This window comes from Kurthia massiliensis (assembly GCF_000285555.1).
In the GTDB taxonomy this organism is placed as follows: domain Bacteria; phylum Bacillota; class Bacilli; order Bacillales_A; family Planococcaceae; genus Kurthia; species Kurthia massiliensis.
Genome location: NZ_HE610997.1, coordinates 499,390 through 511,809 on the forward strand (window position 1 = coordinate 499,390; position 12,420 = coordinate 511,809).

Annotated in this window: 13 protein-coding genes and 1 riboswitch; of the genes, 1 reads left to right on the forward strand and 12 read right to left on the reverse strand. The window is 40.2% G+C overall.

Going from position 1 to position 12,420, the window contains the following annotated elements; all coding sequences use genetic code 11:
* Positions 1–8: 8 nt before the first annotated feature.
* The 5 genes from KMHG_RS06835 to KMHG_RS06855 all read right to left on the reverse strand — a co-directional run bounded on the left by KMHG_RS06835 (position 9) and on the right by KMHG_RS06855 (position 4,304).
* Positions 9–452, reverse strand: coding sequence for a MarR family winged helix-turn-helix transcriptional regulator (locus KMHG_RS06835; protein ID WP_010288191.1), 444 nt, complete (start codon positions 450–452; stop codon positions 9–11).
* 75 nt (positions 453–527) lie between these two features.
* Positions 528–977, reverse strand: a complete 450-nt coding sequence (locus KMHG_RS06840; RefSeq protein WP_010288193.1) for an acyl-CoA thioesterase — start codon at positions 975–977, stop codon at positions 528–530.
* Positions 978–1,109: 132 nt separating this feature from the next.
* Positions 1,110–1,877: a succinate dehydrogenase iron-sulfur subunit gene (gene sdhB, locus KMHG_RS06845; RefSeq protein WP_010288195.1), complete on the reverse strand. Its 768-nt coding sequence runs from the start codon at positions 1,875–1,877 to the stop codon at positions 1,110–1,112.
* Positions 1,878–1,879: 2 nt separating this feature from the next.
* A complete protein-coding gene (gene sdhA, locus KMHG_RS06850; protein WP_010288196.1) occupies positions 1,880–3,634 on the reverse strand; it encodes a succinate dehydrogenase flavoprotein subunit in 1,755 nt (584 codons plus the stop codon).
* Positions 3,635–3,692: 58 nt separating this feature from the next.
* A complete protein-coding gene (locus KMHG_RS06855; RefSeq protein ID WP_010288198.1) occupies positions 3,693–4,304 on the reverse strand; it encodes a succinate dehydrogenase cytochrome b558 subunit in 612 nt (203 codons plus the stop codon).
* A gap of 275 nt (positions 4,305–4,579) precedes the next feature.
* Here KMHG_RS06855 and KMHG_RS06860 point away from each other — a divergent pair, with 275 nt between their 5' ends.
* Positions 4,580–4,999, forward strand: a complete 420-nt coding sequence (locus KMHG_RS06860) for a YslB family protein (RefSeq protein ID WP_010288199.1) — start codon at positions 4,580–4,582, stop codon at positions 4,997–4,999.
* A gap of 209 nt (positions 5,000–5,208) precedes the next feature.
* Here the strand turns inward: KMHG_RS06860 and KMHG_RS06865 are convergent, their stop codons facing one another.
* The 7 genes from KMHG_RS06865 to fadR form a co-directional block, all read right to left on the reverse strand.
* The gene (locus KMHG_RS06865; protein WP_010288200.1) at positions 5,209–6,438 is read right to left on the reverse strand and encodes an aspartate kinase; all 1,230 of its coding nucleotides are present in this window, start codon (positions 6,436–6,438) and stop codon (positions 5,209–5,211) included.
* A 106-nt stretch (positions 6,439–6,544) separates the two neighbouring features.
* A riboswitch (Lysine riboswitch) is annotated at positions 6,545–6,727 on the reverse strand.
* A 56-nt stretch (positions 6,728–6,783) separates the two neighbouring features.
* A complete protein-coding gene (gene uvrC, locus KMHG_RS06870) occupies positions 6,784–8,556 on the reverse strand; it encodes an excinuclease ABC subunit UvrC (RefSeq protein ID WP_010288202.1) in 1,773 nt (590 codons plus the stop codon).
* A 103-nt stretch (positions 8,557–8,659) separates the two neighbouring features.
* A complete protein-coding gene (trxA, locus tag KMHG_RS06875; RefSeq protein ID WP_010288204.1) occupies positions 8,660–8,974 on the reverse strand; it encodes a thioredoxin in 315 nt (104 codons plus the stop codon).
* Between the two features lie 195 nt (positions 8,975–9,169).
* Positions 9,170–10,147, reverse strand: a complete 978-nt coding sequence (locus KMHG_RS06880; RefSeq protein WP_010288205.1) for an electron transfer flavoprotein subunit alpha/FixB family protein — start codon at positions 10,145–10,147, stop codon at positions 9,170–9,172.
* Positions 10,148–10,185: 38 nt separating this feature from the next.
* Positions 10,186–10,959: an electron transfer flavoprotein subunit beta/FixA family protein gene (locus KMHG_RS06885; protein WP_010288206.1), complete on the reverse strand. Its 774-nt coding sequence runs from the start codon at positions 10,957–10,959 to the stop codon at positions 10,186–10,188.
* Between the two features lie 27 nt (positions 10,960–10,986).
* Positions 10,987–11,757 carry an enoyl-CoA hydratase gene (locus KMHG_RS06890; RefSeq protein ID WP_010288207.1) on the reverse strand — a complete coding sequence of 257 codons (771 nt, stop codon included), beginning with the start codon at positions 11,755–11,757 and terminating at the stop codon, positions 10,987–10,989.
* 60 nt (positions 11,758–11,817) lie between these two features.
* Complete coding sequence (fadR, locus tag KMHG_RS06895; RefSeq protein ID WP_010288208.1) at positions 11,818–12,399, reverse strand: fatty acid metabolism transcriptional regulator FadR; 582 nt, start codon at positions 12,397–12,399, stop codon at positions 11,818–11,820.
* Between the last annotated feature and the right edge of the window lie 21 nt (positions 12,400–12,420).

The following is a 12,420-nucleotide window of genomic DNA, read 5'->3' on the forward strand; positions in this document are numbered from 1 at the left end:
TAACCGCCTCATTCCTCTTTCATTTCTTGATACATGCGCGAAAGAAGTTTGGCTAAAACTTCAATTTCGGCTTCGTCAAAATCTTTGACGACATCTTTTAAATAGCGCTGTCGTTTGACGACAACTTCGGTAATAATTTGCTCACCTTTCTCTAGCAAATGAACACGAACGACGCGTCGGTCTCTCGTATCTCGCTCACGAACAACTAAATCATTTTGTTCCATGCGATCGACTAAATCCGTCGTCGTACTAAACGCTAAATACATTTTATTCGAAAGTTCGCCAATTGTCATGTCTCCAAGTTCATCTAACCATTGAAGCGCAATAAATTGAGGAGGCGTAATTGTATAATTACTCAAAATTTCGCGACCTTTTTGTTTAATGATTGCAGCGATGTGACGCAAGTCTTTTTCTACAGCAAAAATATTTTCGTCTAGTTGTTCATGTAGCATTCAAAATCACTCCCGTAACGTCTATATAACCTCTATTTTGACTTCAAATGCCTTAATACGCAAGTTATTTCTGAATTATTTAACCGTTTCGGTAACCGAAGCTAATTGTGCTTCTGTCCATGGTATAGATTTTCCTGTATTTTTATTCATTTGTACTAATGTACTCGTTCCTGTAAAAATAATTTCTTGATCTTTCAAAGCGACATAATGCATATCAATTGATGCACGACCGATACGTGCAATTTTAATACCGACTTTTAATGTATCATTGTAAAAAGCTTGTTGCACATAGTCACAGTGCTGATTCGCTATGACTGCTAGTGCAAGTACACCTGGCTCTATTTCTGCCCCTAATAGTTCGTGTTGCTCCATGAAACTTGCGCGCACTTGTTCAAAATAAATAAACGGTACTGTATTATTCATATGACCGTATAAATCGGTCTCACAAAATCGCACTTTAATATCCTCGAAATAATGAAAATCTGCTAACCAAGTTGATACATCTTCAATATAAGTAGGTAACATATCCATTCCTCCATCCACATATGAATAGTCGTTCATTCTCACATTTTACCAATATTCACTCGAAAAAGCACCTATTTTCTTCCATAACAAAAAAAGCTGCCTCTAAAAGAGACAGCTTTGACGTTCAAATTGTTAGTCAACCATGTGGTCAGAACCGAAGAAGTTTTTGAACATTTGAACTGTTGCAGCACGGTTAAGTGAAGCAATAGAAGTTGTTAAAGGAATACCTTTAGGACATGCTTGAACACAGTTTTGTGAGTTACCGCAGTTAGCAAGACCGCCATCACCCATGATTGCGTTTAAGCGTTCGTCTTTCACCATTGCACCTGTTGGGTGAGTGTTGAATAAACGAACTTGTGATAAAGGAGCTGGACCCATGAATGAAGAGCCAGAGTTTACGTTAGGGCATGACTCTAAGCAAACACCGCAAGTCATACATTTAGATAACTCATAAGCCCATTCACGTTTACGTTCTGGTAAACGTGGACCTTCGCCTAAATCGTAAGTACCATCGATTGGAACCCAAGCTTTAACTTTTTTAAGTGAATCGAACATGCGAGAACGATCGACTTGTAAGTCACGTACGATTGGGAATGTACTCATTGGTTCAATTACAAGTGGTTGTTGTAATTGGTCAACTAGGGCTGAACATGATTGACGTGGACGGCCGTTGATAACCATTGAACATGCACCACAAACTTCTTCAAGACAGTTCATGTTCCATGCTACTGGAGTAGTAGCTTTACCTTGTTTCGTTACTGGGTTCTCACGGATTTTCATAAGAACAGAAATAACGTTCATGTTTGGACGGTAAGGTACTTCGAATTCTTCCCAACGTGGAGATGATTCTGGTGTATCTTGACGTTTAATTTTAACTGAAATCGTTTTTTGCTCTGCCATGATTAGTGAGCACCTCCTGTGTAGTCACGTTTACGAGGTTTGATCATTGAGCAATCAACTGCTTCGTAAGTGATTTTCGGATCGAATGAAGGCGTGAATTCTGCAATTGTAGATTTTAAGAAGTTTTCATCATCACGTTCTGGGAATTCTGGTTTGTAGTGAGCACCACGAGATTCATCACGTAATAATGCACCTTTTGTAATAACGTTTGCAAGGGCTAACATGTTTTTCAATTGACGAGTGAATTGAACACCTTGGTTAGACCATTTAGCTGTATCGTTTACGTTGATGTTGTTCCAACGTTCTTTGAATTCAGCTAATTTATCCATAGTAGCTTGTAAATCTTTGTTGTAACGTACTACTGTAACGTTTTTAGTCATGATTTCGCCAAGCTCTTTATGAAGAAGGTAAGCATTTTCGTTACCTTTATCCATTTTAATTACTTCATCCCACTTAGCTTGTTCTTCACGAACAGCATCGTCGTAGATTTTAGATGGTAAATCTTCAACGTGTTTGTCTAAGCCGCGGATGTATTTAACAGCGTTTGGACCAGCAACTGTACCACCGTAGATAGCTGAAAGTAATGAGTTAGCGCCAAGACGGTTACCACCGTGTTGAGAGTAATCACATTCACCTGCAGCGAAACATCCAGGGATAGAAGTATGTTGATCGTAATCAACCCATAGACCACCCATAGAATAGTGAACGGCTGGGAAAATTTTCATTGGTACTTTATGTGGATCGTCACCAACGAATTTTTGGTAAATCTCGATGATACCACCAAGTTTTACGTCTAATTCGTGTGGGTCTTTGTGTGATAAGTCAAGGTAAACGACATTTTCACCGTTAATACCTAGTTTTTGGTTGATACATACGTCGAAGATTTCACGAGTCGCTACGTCACGAGGAACTAGGTTACCGTACGCAGGATATTTTTCTTCTAAGAAGTACCAAGGTTTACCGTCTTTGTATGTCCAAACACGGCCACCTTCACCACGAGCAGATTCTGACATTAGACGTAATTTGTCATCGCCAGGGATCGCAGTTGGGTGGATTTGGATCATTTCACCGTTACCGTATTTAGCACCTTGTTGATAAACGATAGATGCTGCAGAACCAGTGTTGATCATTGAGTTTGTAGATTTACCGAAGATGATACCAGGGCCACCAGTACACATAACAACAGCGTCACCGCGGAATGCGCGGATTTCGTGTGTGCTAAGGCTTTGTGCTTTAATACCTTTACAAACGCCTTGTTCGTCAAGGATTAAGCCTAGGAATTCCCAACCTTCGAATTTTGTTACTAAGCCTTCTACTTCCCATTTACGTACTTGTTCATCAAGTGCGTATAGAAGTTGTTGACCAGTAGTCGCACCAGCGAATGCTGTACGGTGGTGCATAGTACCGCCGAAACGACGGAAGTCTAAAAGACCTTCTGGTGTACGGTTAAACATAACGCCCATACGGTCTAATAAGTGGATGATACCAGGTGCTGCTTCACACATTGCTTTAACTGGTGGTTGGTTCGCTAAGAAGTCACCGCCGTAAACTGTATCATCAAAGTGAATCCAAGGTGAGTCACCTTCACCTTTAGTATTTACAGCACCGTTCATTCCGCCTTGCGCACATACAGAGTGTGAACGCTTTACCGGAACTAATGAGAATAATTCAACTTCAGTGCCCATTTCAGCAGCTTTCATAGTAGTCATTAAGCCGGCAAGACCGCCACCAACGACTAAAAGTTTGCTTTTCGCCATGTTTTTTCTCACTCCTCGTTCAAATAAGTAGTTAGCGTTTTCAATTACTTACTTTCGATTAAACGAAAGCTAAGATTGCCATTACGCCTACTACAGATAGCAATACAAAGAAAATCATTGTTACCCAAGTTGCAACTTTTTGAGATTGTTTAGATTGTGTAATACCCCAGCTTACTAGGAATGACCAGATACCGTTTGATAAGTGGAATGTAGCTGAGATGACACCTAAAATGTAGAATACTACCATTGCAGGATTTGACAGAATTTCTGCCATCATATCGAAGTTCACTTCAGTACCGTGAAGTGCTTTTTGTAAACGAGTTTCCCAGATGTGCCATGCAATGAAGATTACAAGGAAAATACCTGTGAAACGTTGTAATACGAAGAACCAGTTACGTAATGTACCGAAACGGTTCAAGTTTGGTTTTGCTGTGAATGCAATATACACACCATAGAATGCATGGAACATTAATGGAATATAAATTACTACCCACTCAACAATTAATAGGAATGGCATTTTTTCAACCAGACCTGCAGCATCGTTAAATGCTTCTACACCTTTAGTAGCTTGGAAGTTGACTAATAAATGGAACGTTAAGAACAGACCTACTGGAATTAAACCAAGTAGTGAATGTAGTCGACGCCAATGGAACTCTTTTTCTTTCGCCAAGACTGTTACCCCCCTTAGTACTTAAAGCAGGCAGCCGTAATATTAACCAACGCCAGATTCGCTAACGCATGGTTTAACTGCAAGCTTTATCATGGTACAATATTATGACAAGTTCATTGTACTCTCATAACTATTGAGCGTCAAGGAAACAAAAGCAATTTTAACGCGTGATAAACGTCTAAAAATCGCTACATTTGATAAAGAAATGCTATTATACAACGATTTTTGCTTTCTTATTCAAATTTTAGACAAATTTTTTAGAAAGAAGTGGTCATATGTCGCAACAATTAACACAAAACGTCTCTGCCTTTGGCTACGAGCTAATTCGTGACCATATTCTCTCATCAATCTTAGGAAAAAATGAAGAGGATATTCTCTATTGGGCTGGGAAAGAACTTGCTAGAAAGTTCCCCGCTGATAATCTTGAAGAAGTCATACAATTTTTCACTGATGCAAGCTGGGGAACATTAACAATCGATAAGCAATCGAAGGACGAAGCTTTCTTCACGCTATCGGGACCAGAAGACTTGCTACATATTACGCATCGTTGTTTCCGCTTAGAAGCCGGATTTTTAGCAGAACAACACCAACACATATCAGGATTTCTAACAGAGTGCCTTGATGATAAGCAAGAGAAAAAACAGCAAGTGATGTTCCATGTAAAATGGGATTTGAAAGATCCCATCGAAAAATAGTGATCAAAAAAAAGGATTGTGCGATTAAATTAGCACAATCCTTTTTTGTTTAAAAAATCGTATCTTTCTGAAAAAAATATATATTATTATTTTTTCAAAATCATTTACATTATTTAATAGAAGAAACTGCTATTATTTTGAAAAAAATATTGTCTATTTTTAAGCATTTCAAGCATTTTCTTCTCCCCTTGTTTTTGTGAAAATGAGTACTATACTTCTACAGCAACTTTGCCTAGTTCAAATTGATCGTGTAACGCATTTGCCGCTTGTAACATATCTTCTGCTAGTACAACGACCGATACTTTAATTTCTGATGTGCTAACCATTTTAACGACAATTCCTTCTCGGAATAAACGATCAAACATCGCAGCCGCCACCCCTGGATTCGACGCCATGCCTGACCCGACAATGGATACTTTCGCTAAGTTTGTTTCATGCTCTATACGATCAAATCCTAATGTTGCTTGATGCGTTGCTAATACGTCTAACGTTTCTGCGAGCTGTGATTGTTTCACAGAGAATGAGACGCTTGGACAGCCTTGTTCAATTAACGATTGTACAATAATGTCGACATTGATATGATTTTTCGCAAGCGTCATAAAGACATTTGCGAGTGAGCCTGTATAATGCTCTTTGTAATAAACGGTCATACGCACAATTTGTTCTTCAAATGCGACCCCACGAACGACTAAATCTTTTTCCACTGTTACTTCCTCCTTCAACAACGTACCTTCTACTTCGTCATAACTTGAGCGCACCGTCATCGGTATTTGATGATTTTTCGCCACTTCTACACTTCTCGGATGCAACACCCCTGCACCTAAATGCGCCATTTCTAACATTTCATCGTAAGACATTTCTTGCAACTTACGCGCATGTTTCACGTAACGTGGATCACTCGTATAAACACCATCAACGTCCGTATAAATGTCACAACGTACGGCTTTTAATGCTGCAGCTAATGCGACTGCAGTCGTATCTGAACCACCGCGACCGAGTGTTGTAATATTGCCCGCGTCGTCAATGCCTTGGAAACCCGCAACGACCGCGATTTTTCCGGCATCGAGTGCTGCTTGAATCGCTTTTGTTTCAATACTTTCAATGCGTGCATTGCTCGGTACTTGTTCCGTCACGATACCTGCTTGCCATCCCGTGAACGACTGTGCCTCTAACCCGCGTGCATGTAGTGCCATTGATAATAATGAAATCGTTACTTGCTCCCCTGTCGTTAATAAAACATCCATCTCGCGTTTTGAAGGTGCTGTCACGATTTCATTCGCCATTGCAACGAGTTGATCTGTCGTTTTCCCCATCGCCGATACAACTGCTACAATTTTGTGCCCCTTTGCTTGTTCATTCGCAATGCGTTTTGCTACGTGTTGAATTCTTTCAGTCGTCGCTACCGAAGTACCGCCGAATTTCACTACTAAAGTACTCAAATTTTTCGCTCCCCACATATATCTATGTTAGGCAGTCAACATGAATTAAAAAAAGGCGACCTCAATTGGGCCGCCTTTTGCATGTACGTTCATCGTTCGAACATTCATGTGTGATAGCCCTCCAGAACCGTTCAGATTCTGACAATTCTACATTTCTTAAATGTAGAACCAACAGTTAGAGAGAATAGATTCACTAACCATTTCGGCGGCCTCCCCTTTCAGCATCAGTCATCGGTTCTATCCAACCTCGGGATGCTTACTATTAGAGTTCCGCGCCTCTATCATCACTGTAATAGTGATTTGATTTGGTGAGTTAACGATAGCATACGTTTCTTAAAAAGACAATTATTTTTTCGAAAAATAGTCAATTATTGTATTAATCAGATTTTTTGGCACTTCTGCTTCGAGTAGCTCTTCAGCGGTTGCCTCTCTAATTTTTTTCACTGTACCGAAGTGCTTTAAGAGCTGTTGTTTACGCTTCGGTCCGACGCCTGGAATATTGTCTAATACAGATGTAATGGCGTTTTTTTGGTGCAACTGACGATGGAACGTAATCGCAAAGCGGTGTACTTCATCTTGAATACGTTGCAACAAATAAAACGCTTCGCTATTGCGCTTCAGCGGAATGACTTCAGGTGGAAATCCATATAACAGTTGCGACGTTCTATGTTTATCATCTTTCGCAAGACCAACGATTGGGATATCAAGCCCGAGTTCATCTTCTAAAATTTCACGGACGACTTCCATTTGTCCTTTCCCACCATCTGTAACGATTAAATCAGGCCATGGCTGATCGTCACGAAGCATTCGTGTATAGCGTCGGCGAATGACTTCACGCATCGCACCGTAATCATCGTGTGCGCCTGCATCACGAATTTTAAACTTACGATAATCTTTTTTGCTCGGTTTCCCATCGACAAAAACGACCATCGCAGATACAGTATCTGCACCAAAAATATGCGAGTTATCGAACGCTTCAATACGTAACGGTGTGACGATATTAAGCGCTTTACCGAGTTCTTCACATGCGCCGATTGTACGCTCCTCTTGACGCTCAATCAACTTGAATTTTTCATCAATTGAGTTTTGCGCATTTTTCGTTGCCAAGTCGACGAGTTCTTTTTTCTTCCCTTTTTGCGGTTGCAATACAGTAACGTCTAACGCTTCTTGAAGCATCGAAGCATCAACTGTTTTCGGTACGAGTACTTCTTTTGGCAACAAATGCCCCGCTTCATAAAAACGTGCAACAAATGTTAAAAATTCTTCTGCAGGGTCGTTATACGTTGGAAACATCGATACTTCTCGTTCAATCAACTTTCCTTGTCGCACGAAAAATACTTGAACGCAAATCCAACCTTTATCGACTGCATAGCCGAATACGTCACGATCAGTAAAATCATTCATAATCATTTTTTGACTTTCTACCACTTTCTCAATGTGCGCGATTTGATCACGAAATTCTTTTGCACGTTCAAAATCGAGTTGTTCAGATGCTTCGTACATTTTTTTCGTTAGCATTTCTTTCACATCATCTTGTCCGCCTTTTAAAAAGCGGGTAATATCTTGCTTCATGTCGTCGTACGTGCTCGCTGGAATATCTTTTACACACGGCGCCAAACATTGACCGATATGATAATACAAACATGAACGATTCGGCATTGGATCGCATTTACGCAATGGATAAAGGCGGTCTAGCAATTTTTTCGTTTCAGCTGCTGCATAGCCGTTCGGATAAGGACCGAAATATTTCGCTTTGTCTTTTTTCACTTTACGCGTAATGAGCAATCGCGGGTAACGTTCATTCGTGATTTTAATGTATGGATACGTTTTATCGTCTTTTAACATAATGTTATATTTCGGATCGTGCAATTTAATTAAATTGAGCTCTAATAAAAATGCCTCCATATCCGAAGATGTCATAATATATTCAAAGTCTTCAATTTCACTGACGAGTCGCTCTGTCTTTGCATTGTGTGAGCCTGTGAAATACGAGCGCACACGATTTTTGAGCACTTTCGCCTTACCAACATAAATGATTGTTCCTTGTCGATCTTTCATCAAATAACAACCTGGCTGATCTGGTAATATCGCCAGCTTTTGTTTTAATAAGTCATTCACATGATCCCCTCACTTCTCTTTCATTATACAAAAACAGAACATATGTTCAACAAAAAAGGAGCCATGCAAAAGCACAGCTCCTTTATATCGTTCAATCGATTAATTATGCGTGTTTAGAAACGAATTCAGCTAAAGCTTCTTTTGGTTGGTAACCGACAACTTTATCTACTAATTCGCCATCTTTGAATAATACTAATGTTGGGATTGACATGATACCGAACTCAGCAGCTGTTTGTTGGTTTTGGTCAACATCTACTTTTACGATTTCAGCTTTACCTTCGATTTCAGGTGCTAGTTCTTCAAGAACTGGCGCGATCATTTTACAAGGGCCACACCATGTTGCCCAGAAATCTACTAATACTAATCCTTTTTCGATATCACCGTGGAATGATGCATCTGTTGCGTGTTTAATTGCCATAATTATATTGCCTCCTTAGTTCTCATTATCGAAAGTGTAGCATATTTCTCTAGGTGTTACATCTATTTTGCTTGAATTTAAGATAAAATTGCCGATATCTTTCGTGATTCTTAACGTCTGCTTACATTCAGAGCATTAATACCTACAAAAAAGAACATCGTAAGTTTTTAGACTTACGATGCTCTGTTCGTTCTATTAAGCGTTTACTTTTAACGCTTTTACTTCTTCGATTAGTAGTGGTACTACTTCGAATAAGTCGCCTACGATACCGTAGTCTGCTACATTGAAAATATTCGCTTCTGGATCTTTGTTGATCGCAACGATTACTTTAGAGTTAGACATACCAGCTAAATGTTGAATCGCACCTGAAATACCGCAAGCGATATAAAGATCTGGTGTAACAACTTTACCTGTTTGACCGATTTGTAGTGAGTAGTCGCAGTATTCTGCGTCACATGCGCCACGGCTTGCGCCAACAGCACCGCCAAGTAAGTTTGCAAGCTCTTTTAATGGCTCGAAACCTTCTTCACTTTTCACACCACGGCCACCTGAAACGATTACTTTCGCTTCTGAAAGATCGACACCTTCAGTTGATTTACGAACAACGTTTTTCACGATTGAACGCAAGTTTGTAATATCAACTGAAATTGATTCTGCTGAACCAGATTTTGATGCGTCTTTTGCAAGTGGCTCAATGTTGTTTGGACGTACTGATACAAGTAATGGCGAACTTTCTGATTCCACTTTTTCGAAAGCTTTACCTGAGTAGATTGGGCGGATAAATTGTGCGCTATCGCCTTCGCCTTCGATTTTTGTTACGTCAGATACTAAACCAGCTTGTAATTTCGCTGCTACTTTTGGTGATAAGTCTTTACCTAGTGCTGTATGACCGAAAACGATTGCTTCTGGGCTTTCTTGATCAAGCACTGCGTTTAACGCTTGGCTATAACCATCTGAAGTATAGTGTTGTAAGTGTGGGTGTTCCACCGTTACTACGCGATCTGCGCCGTAAGCGAATAGTTCACCAGCTAAGTCACCTACTGATTGGCCGAATAATGCTGCAACGACTTCGCCGCCGCCAGAGATCGTTTTACCCGCTGCGATTGCTTCAAATGATACGTTACGTAATGCGCCTTCACGTGCTTCTGCTAAAACAACTACTTTTTTTGACATTGTAAATCCTCCCATCAATTTGTTTACTTAGGATGTAATTAAATAACTTTCGCTTCAGAATGTAGTAACGATACTAATTCTTTTACTTGTGCTGGTAGTTCACCTTCAAGTACGCGACCTGCTGATTTTGTTGGTGGAAGGAAAATTTCCACAACTTTTGTTTTTGGTTCTACATCGTCTTCGTCGATGTCTAAATCATCTAATTCTAATTCTTCAAGCGGTTTTTTCTTCGCTTTCATAATACCTTGTAATGACGGGTAACGAGGTTCGTTCAAACCTTGTTGCGCTGTGATTAGTAAAGGTAGAGACGTTTCGATTTCTTCTGAATCCCCTTCTACGTCGCGCACGATGCTCGCTTTGTCACCGTTGATTTCAAGAGACGTGATCGTTGTTACATAGTTAATACCTAGTAGTTCAGCTAAACGAGGTGCTACTTGACCAGAACCACCATCGATTGCTACGTTACCACCTAAAATTAAATCGGCTTCTTTATCTTTTAAGTACTCAGCTAAAATAGCTGATACTGTATATTGGTCTAAATCATCTAAATCTTCTTCAGCGTTAATTAATACGGCTTTGTCCGCACCCATTGCTAGCGCTGTACGTAGTTGTTTTTCTGACTCATCGTTACCGATTGTCACAACTGTTACTTCGCCGCCTTCAGCGTCACGTACTTTAATCGCTTCTTCGATGGCATATTCATCGTACGGGTTGATGATGAATTCAGCACCGTCTTCTTGAATTTGGCCTCCGTTAATAACGATTTTTTCTTCCGTATCAAAAGTTCTTTTTACTAATACAAAGATGTTCATAATCGTAAACCTCCCTATGTGTATTATCTATTGTCCCTTAAATACTGGCTTGCGTTTTTCAACAAATGCAGTGATGCCTTCTTTAGCATCTTCTGTTTTAAAGCACCCCGCAAAGTGTTGGGCTTCTGCTTCTAGCGTTTCACGCAGATTTGGCGCGTCGCCTAAACGAAGTAGGTCGATCGCTGACTTCAATGCAATCGGACTCTTTTCAGCAATTTTATGTGCTTTTGCGAGAACGCTTTCACGAAGTTCCGCTTCTGGGAAATGGGCATTGGCTAGCCCCCACTGTACGGCTTCCTCACCTGTTAATGACTCGCTCGTAAACATCAATTCAGCTGCTTTAGCAAGACCAACAAGGCTCGGCAGTCGTTGCGTACCTCCATAACCTGGGATTAATCCGAGGTTGAGCTCAGGAAGCCCGAGCTTTGCGTTGGACGCGACATATCGGATATGGCAGCTCATAGCTAACTCTAATCCGCCACCTAGTGCTGCACCATGAATTGCGGCAATCACAGGTTTCTCGAAAGTTTCGATTTTTCTGAAAATTTTATGGACAGACATTGTTTGATCATGCATTTTTTGTTCACTTACTTGGGTGAACTCTTTAATATCTGCACCTGCTGAGAAAAATCTACCTTCGCCGTGAATGACAACAACACGTGTTTCTTCATCTTTTGCGATTTGATCGAATAGTTCGTCAAGCTCGATGATGAGCGAGTAGCTCATTGCATTTGCTGGTGGGCGATTAATCGTGATGACGGATATCGCTCCTTCTTTCGATAACTGTAGAAAGCTCATTCGCTATAGACCTCCTATATGTAACAACATTGCCTCAAATGCTTGAGACAATGTCGTAGATTATGACTTAATACCATTCAGCAATAACTCATATACATTGGGTGTTAGTGCGAGCAAATCAAATTTTTGGTCTTTCATTACCCATGAAGTTGTTACTTCATCGATCGTGCCAAAAATGCATTGTCTCGCCAAACGAATGTCCATATCCGCTTTAAATTCGCCTGTATCGACACCTTCTTGTAAGATCTGATCAATCTGATCTAGATAACCTTTTAAAATAGCGTTGATTTTTGCACGAACTTCTTTATTGGATTGGCGTAGTTCTAGTTGTGTAACGATTCCCAGATGCTTGTTATCCGTTTGTACCTTAAAGTGACTGTTAATCATCAGCTTTAATTTTTCCGCCGCAGATAAGTCAGCATCAATGATCGGTTGTAATCGGTCGATAAAGACCGCCATCTTTTCTTCAAAAACGGAGATTAAAATATCTTCCTTGTTTTTAAAGTATAAGTAGATTGTTCCGTCAGCAACGCCAGCTTGCTTTGCGATTTTGGAAACTTGTGCTTGATGATAGCCGTTTTCTGCAATGACAATCACTGCAGCGTCGATAATCTGTTTGTACTTCGGCTTTTCTTTCCTCACTTTGTATCACCACCATATCCA

What these genes read in the sequence shown, in the direction of transcription:
- KMHG_RS06835 (WP_010288191.1), bottom strand. Translation starts at nt 452, where the DNA reads ATGCTACATGAACAACTAGACGAAAATATTTTTGCTGTAGAAAAAGAC.
- KMHG_RS06840 (WP_010288193.1), bottom strand. Translation starts at nt 977, where the DNA reads ATGTTACCTACTTATATTGAAGATGTATCAACTTGGTTAGCAGATTTT.
- sdhB (WP_010288195.1), bottom strand. Translation starts at nt 1,877, where the DNA reads ATGGCAGAGCAAAAAACGATTTCAGTTAAAATTAAACGTCAAGATACA.
- sdhA (WP_010288196.1), bottom strand. Translation starts at nt 3,634, where the DNA reads ATGGCGAAAAGCAAACTTTTAGTCGTTGGTGGCGGTCTTGCCGGCTTA.
- KMHG_RS06860 (WP_010288199.1), top strand. Translation starts at nt 4,580, where the DNA reads ATGTCGCAACAATTAACACAAAACGTCTCTGCCTTTGGCTACGAGCTA.
- trxA (WP_010288204.1), bottom strand. Translation starts at nt 8,974, where the DNA reads ATGGCAATTAAACACGCAACAGATGCATCATTCCACGGTGATATCGAA.
- KMHG_RS06880 (WP_010288205.1), bottom strand. Translation starts at nt 10,147, where the DNA reads ATGTCAAAAAAAGTAGTTGTTTTAGCAGAAGCACGTGAAGGCGCATTA.
- KMHG_RS06885 (WP_010288206.1), bottom strand. Translation starts at nt 10,959, where the DNA reads ATGAACATCTTTGTATTAGTAAAAAGAACTTTTGATACGGAAGAAAAA.
- KMHG_RS06890 (WP_010288207.1), bottom strand. Translation starts at nt 11,757, where the DNA reads ATGAGCTTTCTACAGTTATCGAAAGAAGGAGCGATATCCGTCATCACG.